We start from the raw sequence: 15,674 nt of genomic DNA on the forward strand, positions 1-15,674 counted from the left end.
GCTGGAGCCGATCGAGGACGTCGTCATCGACGTCGACGACGAATACACCGGCGTGGTCATCGAGAAGCTGTCGGCCCGCAAGGCCGAGCTGAAGGACATGGGCCCGTCGGGCGCCGGCAAGACGCGTCTGACGCTGAAGTCGCCGTCGCGCTCGCTGATCGGCTACCAGGGCGAGTTCCTGACCGACACCCGCGGTTCGGGCGTGCTGAACCGCGTGTTCAGCCACTATGAGCCGCACAAGGGCGCCATCGAGGGCCGTCTGAAGGGCGTGCTGGTCTCGAACGGCGATGGCGAGACCGCCGCCTTCGCCCTGTGGAACCTCGAGGAGCGCGGCGTCATGTTCGTCGGCGCCGGCGAGAAGACCTACCAGGGCATGATCATCGGCGAGAACGCCCGCTGGGACGACCTCGACGTCAATCCGATGAAGGCCAAGCAGCTGAACAACATCCGCGCCGCCGGCAAGGATGAAGCCGTTCGCCTGACCCCGCCGCGCCGCCCCAGCCTCGAACAGGCTATCGCCTATATCGAGGAGGACGAGCTGGTCGAGGTGACGCCCAAGTCGATCCGCCTGCGCAAGCAGGTGCTGAACCCGTCGTTCCGCAAGAAGCGCGTCCGCGAGGACTAAAGACGACGCTCCGGGAGCGGGAATCGGCCAATTCCGGCAGGCCCAAGGTGATTTCGGGGCAGGCGGAACGGCCGGGAGCATGACCGGTTGCCACATCGGTGCGAGCGCCAGGCTCGCGTAGATTTGAGGCAATCCCATGCGAAAGACCGCGCTCCTCACGGGTGTCGCCGGCCTGTTCCTGATGTCCGCTCCGGCGTTCGCGCAGGACGGCACGGCCCCGCAGACCCCTCCGTCGACGACGGCTGAAGCGCCGACCCTGTCCCTGCAGCCCGGCGCCACTGTGCGCGGCTCGGATGGGGAACTCGGCGTCCTTGTTGGCGCCCGCCTGAACGGCGGTCGCCAGCAACTGACGGTTCAGGGCGCTGACGGCGTCGTGCGCGCCGTGCCGATCGACGGGATCCGCCAGGAAGGCGATGTCGTCGTCGTCGACTTCACCCTCGAACAGTACGGCGCAGCCGACACCGTGACCCAGCCCGCGACCCCCGCCACGCCGGCGGAGCCGGGCGTGACGCCGGCGACCCCGGCGACGCCGGCCGTCCCGGGCGTCCGCAACCAGGACGATGCGGACGACGCCATGGACGAGGACATGGATGCTGACATCGACGACGGCGCGGAAGCCGACGAGGGCGAGGTCCGGGGCGCCACGCCAGCCACGCCGGCCGTTCCGGCCACTCCCGCCGAGCCGGGCGTGAGCCCCGCCGTCCCGGCCACGCCGGCTGAACCGGCGAGCCCGCCGGAGCCGACGCCGCCGACCCTGCCGCCGGAGACTCCGGCCTCGCCGAAGCCGGGCGAAGGCCCGGGCGCTGCTCCCGGCAAGCCGAACGGCTGATCGCACGAAGCGCAAAAGAGAAGGGCGGCTCCTTGCGGAGCCGCCCTTTTTTTTGTGCCTGAAGAGGCGGACCGTCAGGCCCGGCGTTTCACCAGACCCAGCAGGAACAGCAGGACGATCGCGCCGAGCGTGGCGACGATGATGCCGATGATCCAGTTGCCGCCTGCGTCTCCCCCGAGGAGGGTGTTGTAGAGGAAGCCGCCGATCAGGGCGCCGACGATGCCGACGATCAGATTGGTCAGGAGGCCGTGGTTGCGCCCCATGATCTGTTCAGCCAGCCAGCCGGCGATAATGCCGATGACAATCCACGCAATCCATCCAAAACCGCTCATAGTTCGCTCCTTCCAGCGATGGTCGATGGCCGTTTAATGCGCTGGAAGCGCAACGGTTGCCGAGGGTCCGTCGAACGGGGTTCGGCGGTTATCCCCTGCTGCGGGAAGGCGGCACGGCCCTTGCCCCCGGAAGGGCGAGCCGTCCCGCATCGGGACAGGTTGATAACCAGGGGACTTGGAGCCATGGCCACCGACATCGACCTTCATCTCGGACGCCGCCTCCGCCGTCGGCGGCGCCTGCTTGGCCTGACGCAGCAGCAGCTGGCCACCCAGGTCGGCATCCGCTTCCAGCAGATCCAGAAATACGAATGCGGCGCCAACCGCATCTCGGCCGCCCGCCTGTGGCAGCTGTCCGAGGCGCTGGAATCGCCGGTCAGCTATTTCTACGACGGGCTGGAAGAGGCCATCGAGCGCCGCGAGGCGGCCAACCAGGGCGGCGAGATGTTCTCCCGCAAGGAAACCCTCGACCTGATCCAAGCCTATTACCAGCTGGACGAAAAGCCGCGTCGCCGGCTGCTGGACCTCGCCAAATCGCTCCACGCGGATGGCCAGACCGCCTGAGCCGCGACAATGACACGGTGACATGAGGGCGGGGCGTGAGTATCCCGCCTGCATGACCGAGTATGAAGCGTTCGCCGTCGAACTGGCCCGCGAGGCCGCCCGCGTGTCCCTGCCGTATTTCCGGGGGGCGTACGAGCAGACGGACAAGGGCGGAGCCGCCGGTTTCGACCCCGTCACCCAGGCCGACCGCGAGGCCGAGGCGGCGATCCGGCGTCTGATCGCCGACCGCTATCCGGACCACGGCGTCATCGGCGAGGAATATGGCGAGGACCGGCCCGACGCCGAACACGTCTGGATCCTGGATCCGATCGACGGCACCCGAGCCTTCATCGCGGGCCTGCCGCTGTGGACCAATCTGATCGCCCTGAGAACGGCGGGGCGGCCGATCGTCGGCGTGATCGGCCAGCCGTGTCTCGACGAGATCTTCCTGGGCGGCCCGTCCGGCGCGCGCCTGCTGAAGGCGGGCGGCGAGACGCCGCTTGCGGTGCGGTCCTGCGCCCACCTCAATGAGGCCCTGATCGCCACCACCGACCCGGACCTGTTCACCGGCGCCGAACTGGGCGCCTGGACCCAGGTGCGCGCCGCCTCCCGGCTCGCCCGGCTGGGTTGCGACGCCTACGCCTACGCCATGGTCGCCGCGGGGCGGATCGACCTGGTCGCCGAGAGCGCGCTGAAGGTGTGGGACTGGTCGGCGCTGGTTCCGGTGATCGAAGCCGCGGGCGGCGAAGTCACCAACTGGCGCGGCGGAGTCCCCGACCACGACGGACAGATCCTGGCCGTGGGGGATGCGCGTCTGCGGGATCAGGCGCTGGTCGCCCTGCGCCGGGCGGCCGCCTAGGCGGCCTCTGTAGGCTCGCGCTCGACGAGGGGGCCGGGGATCGGCGACAGATCCTCGACCGGGGAGACATAGGCCCCCATGGCGTCGAACTCGTCGAGGAAGACCGCGCGCAGTTCGTCGGTCTCCATGATCACCTCGTGCTTCGCCCCGGGGATCTCGACGTAACGGCCGCGGCCCAGCCGCCGGGCGGCCCATTTGTTGGTCTGTTTCCAGACGCGGTCGTCCTCGCCGGCCTGCACGATCGCCACCGGGACCCGCACAGCCTTCAGGGCCTTGGGCTTGAGCGCCCGCTCGCCCGCATCCAGGGCAAAGGCTAGCCAGCCCCAGGTCGGCCCGCCGACGGCCAGATGGGGGCAGGCGTAAAGCTGCTGCCGCCACTGCTCGTAGCGGCTCTCGTCGGTGGTCAGGGCGTCCTTTTCGAAGGTGTGGTCGAACGGATCGTCGGGATTGTCGAGCACGTAGTCGCCGGCCTTGCCGTGACGCAGGTTCCACCGGACCGCCAGCTTGACCGACCACATCGACCGCTTGCCGGTCCTGATGCGCAGCATCGGACTGGTCAGCAGGGCGCCCGAAAAGCGTTCCTCACCGGCCTGCAGGGTCATCAGGTTGAGGACCCCGCCCATCGAGTGGCCGACCATGATCCACGGCTTGGGGGCGCGGGCCTCCCAAGCGTCGAGCAGGCGGGCGTAGTCGTCGAGGAATTCCTCGACCGCCCGTGCGTGGCCCTTGAGCCGGTCCGGCAGCAGCCGCGCCGAGAGGCCCTGACCACGCCAGTCGTGGGCCAGAACGCACCAGCCTCGGGCGAGGAAATTGCCGATGACCTCGAAATATTTCTCGATCGGCTCGGTGCGGCCCGGGCTGATCACCACGGTGCCGCGCGGCTTGCCGGTAAGGGCCGACGGCGTCCAGAAGGCGGCGCGCAGGCGCAGGCCGCCGGCTCCGCGGAACCACTCTCCGGTCCCGCCCGGAGGCGCGGACGCGCCCGGAACCCCCATCAGGGGGGCGTTGGCGGCGTAGGCGGCGGCTCGGCTCACTCGGGTTTCCTGAATCTCAAGGTCATGCGGTCGCTTTCGCCAATCTCATCGTATTTCGACCGGTCGAAGGTCGGGTCCGGCGGCGATCCTCTCGGGGCGGTCAGACCCATCGGCGGCAGGGTCTCGACGCCGAACGGATGATCCTTGGTATCCCTTTCATTCGCGTTGATTTCCGAGGCCGCGACGAAGGCGAACCCGGCCTCGGCCGCCAGCTGTTTGACGAACGCTTCCTGGACGTATCCGTTCGCCGCCGTCGGATCCTGATCCTTGTCAGGCCCCAGACGGTGCTGCTCGATCCCGAGCACGCCGCCGGGCCGCAGCGCGGCATAGGCGTCGGCGAAGGCCTTTTCCGCGATGCCCGCCGCCATCCAGGCGTGGATGTTGCGCATGAACAGGACCAGGTCCGCCGTGCCGGCCGGGGCCACGGGACCCGAGGAGGCGCCGAATTCGGCCAGTTCGATCTCCCCGTAGAGACGGCGATCGTTGGTGAAGCGCTTCTGGAAGGCCGCCATCAGTTGGGTCTGCGCCGGATCGGCGCCGGCTCCGGTCTGGAAGCCCGCGGCGATGTAGCGGCCGTCGCCCTCGGCCAGATAGGGCGCGAGGATCTCGGTCCACCAGCCGCTTCCGGGCCAGAACTCGATCACTGTCATGCGCGGCTGCAGGCCGAAGAAGCGCAGGGTCTCCATCGGGTGACGCCAGACATCCCGGGCGCGGTCCTGGGCGCGCCAGGGCCCGGCGACGGCCCACTCCAATGATCCCTTGGGGGGACCGTCCGGCTGGGGCGGCGGTTCGGCGGTCTTCTCGCGATTGCAGCCGGCGAGGACAAGCAGGGCCGCGCCGCCGGAAAGCACGCTCCGGCGCGACGCAAACGGTCGCCAAGCTTGTGTTTTGTCAGCCATTCACGTCCCCCGCGAGGCGACCGCGCCGTACGGTTCGTCCCCCGTCGGCGAAGGGCTTAACCCTGTTCCCGCGACCGGTCAAAGCCGTTGCGGCGGCGCTCGTCATCAGGCCGGCTTGCGGAAGCGGAGGGTCATCCGGTCGCTTTCGCCGATGGCGTCGAAGGCGGCCCGCTCGGCCTCGGTCAGCGGCGTCGGCCGGTCGGTGGCGACGCTTTCGCGCGGCGCGCTGACGCGGGTCGGGGGCAGGGTCCAGACACCGTACGGATGGTCGTGGTCGTCCTTCGGATTGGCGTTCAACTCGCTGCGCGCGTCGAGCACGAAGCCGGCGGCCAGGGCGGCCCGGATGACATAGCTCTCGGGCATGTAGCCGGTCGGCGCGGTCTGGTCGGGGTTGAGGCCGTCGACGCTGCGGTGCTGCTCCACCGCCAGCACGCCGCCGGGTTTCAGCGCCTTGAAGAAGGCGGCCATGTAGGGCTCCGTCCGGCCGGACCGATGCCAGTTGTGGAAGGCGCGGGCGACCACGATCATGTCGGCGGCTCCGTCGGCGACGCCCATGCCGTCGAGCGGCCGGTTCACCGGGACGTAGGTTCCGCCGGTGGCGGCCGCGTAGGGCTCGAGAATGTTGCGCCACCAGCCGGCCCGGCCCGGCTCGATTTCGACGACGGTCGACCCCGGCGTCAGACCCCAGAAGGTCAGGGTCTCGAACGGATGCCGATGGACGTCGCGCGCGGTGTCAGCGGCGGGGCGCGTGGGCGAGGCGACCGCCGCCTGCAGGGCCGCATCCTCCTGCAGCACGGGAGGCGTCATGGCGGCGCGGCGAGCGGTGCGCTGGGCCGGCGTCTCGTCGAGCGAAGGCAGGGCGGGCAGGGTTTGGGCGAAGGCCGTCGCCGGAAGGGCGAGCGCGGCGGTCACGGCGAGAGCGAGCAGTCGCATCGGTCGTCTCCAGGGGGAGGGGAAGAGGCGGCGGAACCCTGCGGGGTTCGGACGCGCCGGGCAAGTCATGATGGGCGCGCGGCGACAGATTGAAGCGGCCGGAAAGCCGGATCGGCGCCCCTTGACGACTTTTTCGCCAATCCCACATCTGTCCCCGAGGACGCCGGCATCGGGTCCTCCAGACCGGACGGGGCCGAACATCGGACTGTCGGGGCTGAACTCCCATCGCCGTCCCGGGCCGAAAGCGCAGGGACGGTTCAACCTTGCTGATCCTCAGGAGGATGACCATGCGTACCTATGACTTCACCCCCCTCTATCGTTCCGCCGTCGGCTTCGACCGGCTCGCCGGCCTGCTGGAAAGCGCCGCGCGCACCAGCCAGGAAAACGGCTGGCCGCCCTACAACATCGAAACCACGGGCGAGAACGCCTACCGGATCGAGATCGCCGTCGCCGGCTTCAAGCCGGACGAGCTGAACATCGAGGTGAAGGAGAACCTGCTCACCGTCACCGGGCGCAAGACCGCCAACGATGACGACGCCGGGCGGAATTTCCTGCATCGCGGTCTGGCCGAGCGTGACTTCGAGCGCCGCTTCCAGCTGGCCGACTATGTCGTCGTGAAGGGCGCGGATCTGATCAACGGTCTGCTGTCGATTGACCTGCAGCGCGAGCTTCCGGAAGCCCTGAAGCCCCGGCGCATCGAGATCGGCGGGGGCCAGGCCCTGATCGAAGGCAAGAAGGGCAAGGCGGCCTAACGGCCGGCCCTTCTCATGATCCCGAAGGGGCGGCGTTCGCGTCGCCCCTTTTTTTGTCTCAGGCGGCCGCCGCGTCGATCTCCATGCCGAGGGCGCCGGTCCGGATTGTTCCGGTCAGTTCGGCCTGTCGCAGGCAGGCCCCGCGCAGGATGGCGCGGCTCAGGTCGGCGTCGGTCAGATTGGCCCGCTTCAGGTCGGCCCCCGACAGATCGGCCCCCTTCAGGCAGGCCCCGGTCAGGTCGGCCGGCAGCAGGCGATCGGCCCCGATCATCAGCGGACCGAGCTGGGCCTGTCGCAGGTCGGCGCCGTTGAGACGGGCCCGGGTCAGCCGCGCCCCGCGCAGGTCGGCGCCCTTGAGGTTGGCCGAGCGCAGGTCCGCGCCCTCAAGATGCGCGCCCTGGAGCTGCACCCCTTCCATGTCGAGGCCGTAGAAGACCGCGCCCTTGGCGGACAGGGCCGTCAGATTGTAGCCGGTGATCGAACGCAGGGCCCGCAGGTCGACTCCGTCGAACACCGAGGGCTGGCCCGCGGCGCCGCCGGTCTCGCACCAGCGAGCGTGCTCGGCGAGCATGTCGGCGGCCGGCATCTTGTTCACGGGGCTGCCGGCGGATCGGTCGTCGGTGAGGACGCCGGTCATGTCCGCGCCGTCAGTCCGCCACATGGCCATCTTGGCCCCGACCAGCACGGCGTCACGCAGGTCGGCGCCGGTCAGGTCGGCGCCGGAAAGGTCGGCTCCGGCCATGTCGGCGCCGCGGAAGCTGGCCTGCTTCAGATTGGCCCGGACCAGCTTGCAGTCCTTCATGATGGCGTCGGAGAAGTCGGCCGCGACGGCGACGACGCCGGTCAGCTTGGACCGCTCCAGATTGGCTCCCGCCAGGCAGGCGCCGGTCGCCTGGGTGTCGTTGCGTTGTCTGGCCTCGACGACCCGGAAGCCGAGCCTGGAGTCGGCCGCGGCGATGGTCCCCTCGCGCAGGTCGGCCTCGAACAGGTCGGCTCCGGTCAGGTCGGCGCCACGCAGACAGGCCCCGCGCAGGTCGGCCCGCCGCATGCTGGCCTCGACCAGGATGCTGTCCTGCATGTCCGCGCCGAAGAAGGTGGCGTTGTCCAGCTTGGCCCCGGTCAGGTCGCAGCCGATCAGGCAGGCGGCGGCGAAGTCGGCGTCGGCCAGGTTGCGGCCGGCCAGCGACAGGCCGGCCAGGTCCAGCCAGGCGAACACGGCCCTCGCCCCGCCGGGCTTGGCCTGCCAAAGGCGGTCGTGCCGGGCGCAGATGGCGTCCAGTTCGTGTTGATCGATGCGCCTTCTGGCGGCGGTGGCGGCGGCGTTTCCCGACATGGGTCCCGCTATGGCACAGCGGCGCTTAAGGAAGACTGAAACATTTTAACCCTGTTCGCGATCCGCTCAGTCGGTCAGCAGGCCCTGGTCGGCGAGGGCCTCGGCCAGTTCGCCGGGGCCGACCCAGAGGCGGGTGTAGCCGGCCTCGCCGAGGCGTTTCAGCTCGGTGGTCAGATCGGCCTTCGGGGAGGCGGCGAAGCGGGCGTCGAAGCCTTCGCCGTCCTCGCTGATGCGGACCATCGGCCGGCCGGTCTCGACCCGGTGCAGATAGCCTTCGTAGAGGACGGCCGCGTCCTGGGCGAGCAGGCCGGTCTCGACCTGCAGCCCCGCCTTGCGCAGCCGTTCGACGCCCCGGCCCGAGGCGAAGGGGGAGGGGTCGACGGCGGCGACCACGACCCGGGCGATCCCTGCCTCCATCAGGAAGTTCGAGCAGGAGGTGCGGCCCGAGGAGCGGGCGCCGCACGGCTCCATGGTGACATAGGCGGTCGCGCCCTGCGTCCGGCCGCCGGCGGCGGGCACGGCCTGTTCCTCGGCGTGGGGGCGGCCGCCCGGCGCGGTGGCGGCCTCGGCGACCAGCTCGCCGCCGCTGACGATCACGCAGCCGACCGCCGGATTGGGCCAGGTCTGACCCATCCGGGCCCGGGCCAGGGCGATGGCGCGGCCCATGAAGCGGATGTCGTCCGAGGCCTGCTGCGCGTCGGTCATGGTCAGGCTCCCGGCAGGGGCGGCAGTTCGGTCGCCCGGGCCTGGTCGAGATAGCGGGCGGCGGTCGGCGTCAGATCGCCGTCAAGATCGATCTCCAGCGGATTGCCGGTCGGGATCTCGACCCCGACGATCCGGTCGTCGGGCACGGCGAACAGGTGTTTGACAATGGCGCGGAGCGAATTGCCGTGGGCGGCGATCAGAACGTCCTCTCCGGCCCGGAGGCGGGGCGCGACGGCCTCGTTCCAGTAGGGCAGGACGCGTTCGAGGGTGGTCTTCAGGCTTTCGGTGTCAGGGATGGCCTGGCCGGCGTAGCGGGCGTCGGAGGCGAAGTCGAACTCACTGCCGGGGGCCAGCGGCGGGGGCGGGACGTCGTAGCTGCGGCGCCAGATCTTCACCTGGTCCTCGCCGTGCTTCGCAGCGGTCTCGGCCTTGTCCAGCCCGGTCAGGCCGCCGTAGTGGCGCTCGTTCAGACGCCAGTCCTCGACGACGGGCACGTCCTTCAGCCCGGCGGAGTCGAGGGCCAGCGCCCCGGTGCGCTTCGCCCGCTTGAGCACCGAGGTGAACATCACGTCCGGGTTGAAGCCAGCTTCGGCGATCAGCTCGCCGCCCCGGCGCGCCTGGGCCTCGCCCTCGGCGGTCAGGTCGACGTCGACCCATCCGGTGAAGCGGTTCTCGAGGTTCCACTGGCTCTGGCCGTGGCGCAGCAGGATCAGGCGGGGCATTCAGGTCTCCGATGACGTCGGTCCGGGGGTAGGCCGGGGGTCGGGAAGGGTCAAGCTTTGCCCCCCGCGCCGGGTTCCCGGGACCAATCCCCGGTCTGAGGCGTTGTTGCGGCGCGATGGGACCGGGGGCTAGAAGCGTGGCCATGGCCGGGACCGTTCCGCAGCTCCCAGCCGAACGCAGAGGATCCATGCCGAAACCCCGTTCCGATCTCCGCCCCAACACCGCCGATTACGAAACCACTCCGCTGGTGAAGGCGACGGGCTTCCGCGAATACGACGCGCGCTGGATTCTCGAGAAGGAGATCAACCTGCTGGGCATTCAGGCGCTGGGCCTCGGTCTGGCGACCTATGTCCACGAGATCGGCCAGCGGCCGCGCATCGTGGTCGGCCACGACTACCGCTCCTATTCGCTGAGCGTGAAGCAGGCGCTGATCCTCGGCCTGCTGGAAGGCGGAATGGAGGTGGTCGACATCGGCCTGGCCCTGTCGCCCATGGCCTATTTCGCCCAGTTCGAACTGGACTGCCCGTGCGTGGCCATGGTCACGGCCAGCCACAACGAGAACGGCTGGACCGGGGTCAAGATGGGGGCGCAGCCGCCGCTGACCTTCGGCCCGGACGAGATCGGCCGGCTGAAGGACATCGTGCTGAACGGCGAGGGCGTGAGTCGGGACGGCGGCCGGCTGATCCGGGTCGAGGATTTCCGCGAACGCTACATCGCCGACATCGTCGCGAAGACGAAGCTGACGCGGAAGATCAAGGTGGTCGCAGCCTGCGGCAACGGCACGGCGGGCGCCTTCGCTCCCGAGGCCCTGCGCCGGATGGGGGCCGAGGTGATCGAGATGGATACGGACCTCGACTACACCTTCCCCAAATACAATCCGAACCCCGAGGACCACGCCATGCTGATGCAGATGGCGCAGAGGGTGCGGGAGACGGGCGCCGACCTGGCGCTGGGCTTCGACGGCGACGGCGATCGCTGCGGCGTGGTCGATGACACCGGCGAGGAGATCTTCGCCGACAAGATCGGCCTGATGCTGGGGCGCGACCTGTCGGCCCTGCACCCGAACGCCACCTTCGTCGTCGATGTGAAATCGACCGGCCTGTACAAGACGGACGAGGTGCTGAAGGCCAATGGCGCGACCACCGTCTACTGGAAAACCGGCCACAGCTATATCAAGCGCAAGACGGCCGAACTGGGCGCGCTGGCCGGGTTCGAGAAGTCCGGCCACTTCTTCTTCAACGCCCCGCTGGGGCACGGTTATGACGACGGCATTGTCGCGGCCGGGGCGGTTCTGGCCATGCTGGACCGCAATCCGGGGAAGAAACTCAGCGAGCTGAAGGCGGCCCTGCCGGACGCCTGGACCAGCCTGACCATGTCGCCGCATTGCGACGACGAGCTCAAGTACGAGGTGCTGGAGCGGATCGTCGCCGAGTATCAGGCGCTGGCCGACAGCGGCGGCTCGATCCTCGGCCGCAAGATCGTCGAGGCGATCACCGTCAACGGGGTGCGGGTGCATCTGGAGGACGGCAGCTGGGTGCTGGTGCGGGCCTCGTCGAACAAGCCGGAACTGGTCGTGGTGGTCGAGAGCATGCGGTCCGAGGACGACATGCGCGCCCTGTTCCGCGACGAGGTGAAGCCGCGGCTGGCGAAATACCCCGAGATCGGCGCCTACAATCAGGAAATCTGAGTCCCGGGCGACAGGGGCGGCGAAGAGCCGTCACACCCGGCTGCATCTGCGTGGGTGCGGCGCGCGCCGCACGGGATGACAGGGTTTGGCGGGGAAGGACCGGGATGGCAGGGTAGGGGATGACAGTTGTCGCGCCGGACGATGGGCCGGGAAGTGGATCAAACGTGACCCAGAACATCCGGAGCGTGGCGATCATCGGCGGCGGCTTTTCCGGCTCCATGCTGGCCGCGCGGCTGGCGGAGCGGGGTATCGGCTCGACCCTGATCGACCGGTCCGGCCGGTTCGGCCCCGGGCTGGCCTATTCCACACTGTTGGACGACCATGTGCTGAATGTCAGTTCGAACCGGATGAGCGCATTTGAGGGGCGGCCTGATGACTTCGTCGACTGGCTGGCGGCGCATCATCCCGACCACGCCCGACCGGAGGGCTTCGCCCCGCGGCGATTGTACGGCCTCTATGTCCAGGACCGGTTGGCGCGGGTGGAGAAGGCGAATCCCGGCCGGATCGAACGGCTGACTGGCGAGGCCGTCGCCCTCGAGGGCGACACGGTCCGGCTGGCCGACGGCCGGAGCGTCGAAGCGGACGTGGTGGTGCTGGCCACCGGAAACCCCCCGCCGGCGACCGCGGTCGCCGGGCCGGCCGACCGGGTCATCCGCGACCCCTGGGCCGAAGGCGCCCTCGACCGGATCGGACCCAAGGACGACGTGATCTTCATCGGCAGCGGCCTGACCATGGTCGACATGGTGCTGGGCCTGCTCGCCAGGGGCTGGCGCGGCAGCGCCGTGGCCCTCAGCCGCCGGGGGCTTGAGCCGCGAGCGCATGCTGACCGCCACGACGCAGCCGTCCGGCCGACCGCCGGCCTCATCGGGGGCGCGCTGTCCGCCCGACTGGCCGAGGGCCGCCGGCTTGCCGGGGCGAAGGGCTGGCGCGGCGTCATGGAGGGGCTGCGGCCCCTGATCGCCGACCTCTGGGTCGAGGCCGATCCAGCCACGCGCGCCCGCTTCGTGCGGCACCTGCGGCCGTGGTGGGACGCCCACCGCCACCGTATCGCGGGCTCCGTCGCCGCCAGGCTGGAGCAGCTGAAGGCCGACGGACGGCTGACCGTCGTGTCCGGTCGAGCCGCGTGGATCGAGGCGCAGCCTGATGGCGTCGCGCTGGAATGGACTCCGCGCGGGGGAGGCGCGCGCGCGCCGTTGACCGGGCGATGGTTGATCGACTGCAGCGGACCGGGGTACGACCCGGCGGCAGATCCTCTGACCGCACCGCTTGTGGCCTCGGGCCGCGCCCGCCTCGATCCGATCGGCCTCGGGCTGGAGTTGGACGCGACGGGACGGGTGCTGCACGCTGACGGCGCGCCGGACCCCCGACTGTTCATGCTCGGCCCGCCGGCCCGGGCGGCGTTCTGGGAGACCACCGCCGTACCGGATATCCGAAAGCGGCTGGAGGATGTGGCGGCGGCGGTGGCCGATGCGCCCTACCGCACATGAGCCGCCCGCTGGCCGCGCTCAGGGACTGGGCCGGGCGGCTGAAGAGGGACGTGCTGGCCCTGTGGATCGCGGCCCGGGATCCCCGTACGCCGCTGACCGCCAAACTCCTCGCCGCGGCGGTGGCGGCCTACGCCTTCAGCCCGATCGATCTGATCCCGGACTTCGTGCCGCTGCTTGGCTATCTCGACGATCTGCTGATCCTGCCCTTGGGGATCTGGCTGGCCGTGCGGCTGATCCCAAGGATGCTGATGGACGAGTTCCGGACGCGCGCCCTGTGCGGCCCCCGGCCAGCGGGGCGGGCCGCGGCGGTCGTGGTGGCGGCGATCTGGATCGCGGCGGCAGGGGCGGCCGGCTGGTGGTTGTTGAAGGCGTTCGCCTGAGACTCAGATCACCGCCAGCAGCCCGATCAGGCCCAGCGCCATGCCGATCAGGGCCAGCAGCGACAGGGTGACGACGGCGGCGATGCGTGGGCCCGCGCGGGCCACGGCCCGGGCGTCGGTGCTGAGGCCGAGGGCGGCCATGGCCAGCACGGTCAGGGCTGTGGTGATCCACCGGAGGACCGGCAGGGCGTCCGCCGGGATCAGGTCCAGGGACCGCGCGCCCATCATCAGCAGGAAGCCGACGATGAACCACGGCAGCAGGTGGCCCAGCGGCAACCGGCGCGGCGAGGCGTCGGCGGCGGGCGACCCGCCCTCTGACCGGCCCCGCAGGGCGACGGCGACCGCCAGGGCGAGGCAGACCGGGCCGAGCATCAATACCCGGACCAGCTTGATCAGAGTCCCCGCCTGGTTGGCCACCGCGCCCACGGGCACAGTCGCGGCCAGGACCTGGGGCACGGCGTAAACCGTCAGGCCCGCGAGGGTCCCGTACCGCACCTCGCTCAGCGCCAGCGCCGCGCCCAGCAGCGGCAGGACCAGGACGACGACCACGCCCAGCACGGCGGTGAAGGCGATGGCGGCGGAGACATCCCCGGCGTCGGCGTCGATCACCGGGGCCACGGCGGCGATAGCGGAATTGCCGCAGATGGCGTTGCCGCAGGCGATCAGCACCGCCATCCGCCGTGGCAGACGCAGCAGCCGGCCGATGAAGTAGCTGACGGCGATGGCGAGGGTGACGACGACGGCCGTGCCCAGAAGCAGGCCGGGTCCGATGGCGATCACGGTGGCGGCGCTGACCGAGGCGCCGAGCAGGACGACGGCAATCTCCAGCAGGGTCCGCGCGCTGAACTCGACCCCGGGGCGGACCGAGGCGGGCGGGGTCCAGGCCGAGCGGATCGCGGCCCCGATCAGGATGGCGAGGACGATGGCGTCGATCCAGCCGCGCCCGAACAGGCGCAGCTCCAGCGCCTGAACCGCGACCGCGGCCAAGGCGACGGCGGCGGAGAGGGCGAGACCGGGAATCAGGGAAAGGGCTCGCGCGCCGCGGGCGGGATTCATCGGGGAGGCTACCCCGCCGCCTTCACCGCCGCGACCACGTCGGCCACAACCGATTTCACCAGCTTCGCGTCGTCGCCCTCGGCCATGACGCGGATGAGCTTTTCCGTGCCCGACGGACGCACCAGCAGCCGACCGACGCCCGCCAGTCGCGCCTCGGCCTCGGCGATGGCGGCTTTCACCTTCGGGTCGTCCAGAGGCTTGCCGGCGGTATAGCGGACGTTCTCGAGCTTCTGAGGGACGGTGTCGAACTGGCGGGCCAGTTCGCTCATCGGCCTGCCGCTCTCGACCAGAACGGCGAGCACCTGGAGCGCCGACATCAGGCCGTCGCCGGTGGTGGCGTAGTCGTGCAGGATGATGTGACCGGACTGTTCGCCGCCGAGGTTGAAGCCGCCCTCGCGCATCCGCTCCATGACGTAGCGGTCGCCTACCTTGGTCCGCTCCAGTGTCAGGCCCTCGGCCTGGAGCCGGCGCTCGAGGCCGAGGTTGGACATGACGGTGGCGACCAGGCCGCCGCCCTTGAGCTGGCCGCGCTTCGCCCAGTCGAGCGCCACCATGGCCATGATCTGATCGCCGTCGACCACCTGGCCCTTCTCGTCGCAGATGATGACCCGGTCGGCGTCGCCGTCGAGGGCGATGCCGATGTCGGCGCCACAGGCGCGGACCGCCGCGGCCAGGGTCTCGGGATGGGTCGAGCCGCAGTCGGCGTTGATGTTCAGCCCGTTGGGTTCGACGCCGACGGCGTGGACTTCGGCCCCCAGTTCATAGAGGGCGGTCGGGGCGACCTTGTAGCCGGCGCCGTTGGCGCAATCGACGGCGATACGCAGGCCCTGCAGGCTGAGCCCCTTGGGAAAGCTGGCCTTGGCGATCTCGACATAGCGGGCCTGGCTGTCGTCGATGCGCTTGACGCGGCCGAGCCGGTCGGCGGGCGCGAGACCGGAGCCGAGCGCCTCGTCCATCATCGACTCGATCTTCAGTTCGACCGCGTCCGACAGCTTGTAGCCGTCGGGGCCGAACAGCTTGATGCCGTTGTCGAGATAGGCGTTGTGCGACGCCGAGATCATCACCCCGATGTCGGCGCGCATCGACCGGGTCATCATGGCTACGCCCGGGGTCGGCAGGGGGCCGAAGGTGCGGACGTCCATGCCGGCGGCCGAGAAACCCGCCACCAGGGCCGGCTCGATCATATAGCCGGACAGGCGGGTGTCCTTGCCGATCACCACGAGGTGGCGGCGGTCGTCCGACGACATGAACATTCGTCCCGCGGCGAGGCCGACGCGCAGCGCCACCTCGGGCGTCATCGGGTGGGTGTTGGCGCGTCCGCGGATGCCGTCGGTGCCGAAATAGCGTCTCTCGCCCAAGTCCAGTCTTCCTCGTGTCCGCCTGCATCCTTGGCGCAGAAATGTTGCGAAACCGCTTTTCAGGTGCAATTCCCGGCCCCTCTCGCCTACACCGGCGGCAGGAGTCAGGGTCGGCTTAGACCGTCCCGCGTCCCTGCGCAAA

General features: G+C 70.1%; 16 protein-coding genes and 1 pseudogene. 8 read left to right on the top strand and 9 right to left on the bottom strand.

Going from position 1 to position 15,674, the window contains the following annotated elements:
- A pseudogene (locus tag V6M45_RS07830) lies at positions 1-625 on the top strand (translational GTPase TypA); the annotation flags it as partial.
- A 136-nt stretch (positions 626-761) separates the two neighbouring features.
- The gene (locus tag V6M45_RS07835) at positions 762-1,454 is read left to right on the top strand and encodes a hypothetical protein (protein ID WP_332655254.1); all 693 of its coding nucleotides are present in this window, start codon (positions 762-764) and stop codon (positions 1,452-1,454) included.
- 74 nt (positions 1,455-1,528) lie between these two features.
- Here the strand turns inward: V6M45_RS07835 and V6M45_RS07840 are convergent, their stop codons facing one another.
- On the bottom strand, positions 1,529-1,786 hold the full coding sequence (locus V6M45_RS07840) for a GlsB/YeaQ/YmgE family stress response membrane protein (protein ID WP_332655255.1): 258 nt from the start codon (positions 1,784-1,786) through the stop codon (positions 1,529-1,531).
- Positions 1,787-1,969: 183 nt separating this feature from the next.
- On the opposite strand from V6M45_RS07840, the gene V6M45_RS07845 reads away from it, so the two are divergent.
- Complete coding sequence (locus V6M45_RS07845; RefSeq protein ID WP_332655257.1) at positions 1,970-2,347, top strand: helix-turn-helix domain-containing protein; 378 nt, start codon at positions 1,970-1,972, stop codon at positions 2,345-2,347.
- A 52-nt stretch (positions 2,348-2,399) separates the two neighbouring features.
- Entirely contained in the window at positions 2,400-3,185 is a 786-nt protein-coding gene (gene hisN / locus V6M45_RS07850) for a histidinol-phosphatase (protein WP_332655258.1), read from the top strand.
- Here hisN and V6M45_RS07855 read toward each other — a convergent pair.
- The 3 genes from V6M45_RS07855 to V6M45_RS07865 form a co-directional block, all read right to left on the bottom strand.
- On the bottom strand, positions 3,182-4,219 hold the full coding sequence (locus V6M45_RS07855) for an alpha/beta hydrolase (protein ID WP_332655259.1): 1,038 nt from the start codon (positions 4,217-4,219) through the stop codon (positions 3,182-3,184). The genes hisN and V6M45_RS07855 overlap by 4 nt on opposite strands.
- Entirely contained in the window at positions 4,216-5,118 is a 903-nt protein-coding gene (locus V6M45_RS07860; RefSeq protein WP_332655260.1) for a class I SAM-dependent methyltransferase, read from the bottom strand. The genes V6M45_RS07855 and V6M45_RS07860 overlap by 4 nt, the downstream gene beginning before the upstream one ends.
- Positions 5,119-5,223: 105 nt before the next feature.
- Entirely contained in the window at positions 5,224-6,051 is an 828-nt protein-coding gene (locus V6M45_RS07865) for a class I SAM-dependent methyltransferase (RefSeq protein ID WP_332655261.1), read from the bottom strand.
- A gap of 287 nt (positions 6,052-6,338) precedes the next feature.
- Here V6M45_RS07865 and V6M45_RS07870 point away from each other — a divergent pair, with 287 nt between their 5' ends.
- On the top strand, positions 6,339-6,803 hold the full coding sequence (locus V6M45_RS07870; RefSeq protein ID WP_332655263.1) for an Hsp20 family protein: 465 nt from the start codon (positions 6,339-6,341) through the stop codon (positions 6,801-6,803).
- Between the two features lie 58 nt (positions 6,804-6,861).
- Here V6M45_RS07870 and V6M45_RS07875 read toward each other — a convergent pair whose 3' ends face one another.
- The 3 genes from V6M45_RS07875 to gpmA form a co-directional block, all read right to left on the bottom strand.
- A complete protein-coding gene (locus tag V6M45_RS07875; protein ID WP_332655264.1) occupies positions 6,862-8,136 on the bottom strand; it encodes a pentapeptide repeat-containing protein in 1,275 nt (424 codons plus the stop codon).
- A gap of 66 nt (positions 8,137-8,202) precedes the next feature.
- Complete coding sequence (locus tag V6M45_RS07880) at positions 8,203-8,841, bottom strand: bifunctional diaminohydroxyphosphoribosylaminopyrimidine deaminase/5-amino-6-(5-phosphoribosylamino)uracil reductase RibD (protein ID WP_332655265.1); 639 nt, start codon at positions 8,839-8,841, stop codon at positions 8,203-8,205.
- Between the two features lie 2 nt (positions 8,842-8,843).
- Entirely contained in the window at positions 8,844-9,563 is a 720-nt protein-coding gene (gene gpmA, locus V6M45_RS07885; protein WP_332655266.1) for a 2,3-diphosphoglycerate-dependent phosphoglycerate mutase, read from the bottom strand.
- A 188-nt stretch (positions 9,564-9,751) separates the two neighbouring features.
- Here gpmA and V6M45_RS07890 point away from each other — a divergent pair, with 188 nt between their 5' ends.
- The 3 genes from V6M45_RS07890 (at position 9,752) to V6M45_RS07900 (ending at position 13,118) form a co-directional block, all read left to right on the top strand.
- Entirely contained in the window at positions 9,752-11,251 is a 1,500-nt protein-coding gene (locus tag V6M45_RS07890; RefSeq protein WP_332655267.1) for a phosphomannomutase/phosphoglucomutase, read from the top strand.
- A 164-nt stretch (positions 11,252-11,415) separates the two neighbouring features.
- A complete protein-coding gene (locus V6M45_RS07895; RefSeq protein ID WP_332655269.1) occupies positions 11,416-12,738 on the top strand; it encodes an FAD/NAD(P)-binding protein in 1,323 nt (440 codons plus the stop codon).
- Complete coding sequence (locus V6M45_RS07900; RefSeq protein WP_332655270.1) at positions 12,735-13,118, top strand: YkvA family protein; 384 nt, start codon at positions 12,735-12,737, stop codon at positions 13,116-13,118. The genes V6M45_RS07895 and V6M45_RS07900 overlap by 4 nt, the downstream gene beginning before the upstream one ends.
- Positions 13,119-13,121: 3 nt before the next feature.
- Here V6M45_RS07900 and V6M45_RS07905 read toward each other — a convergent pair whose 3' ends face one another.
- The gene (locus V6M45_RS07905; RefSeq protein WP_332655272.1) at positions 13,122-14,174 is read right to left on the bottom strand and encodes a YeiH family protein; all 1,053 of its coding nucleotides are present in this window, start codon (positions 14,172-14,174) and stop codon (positions 13,122-13,124) included.
- Between the two features lie 8 nt (positions 14,175-14,182).
- The gene (glmM, locus tag V6M45_RS07910) at positions 14,183-15,532 is read right to left on the bottom strand and encodes a phosphoglucosamine mutase (protein ID WP_332655274.1); all 1,350 of its coding nucleotides are present in this window, start codon (positions 15,530-15,532) and stop codon (positions 14,183-14,185) included.
- Positions 15,533-15,674: the final 142 nt, after the last annotated feature.

This window comes from Brevundimonas sp. (assembly GCF_036676055.1).
Lineage (GTDB): Bacteria > Pseudomonadota > Alphaproteobacteria > Caulobacterales > Caulobacteraceae > Brevundimonas.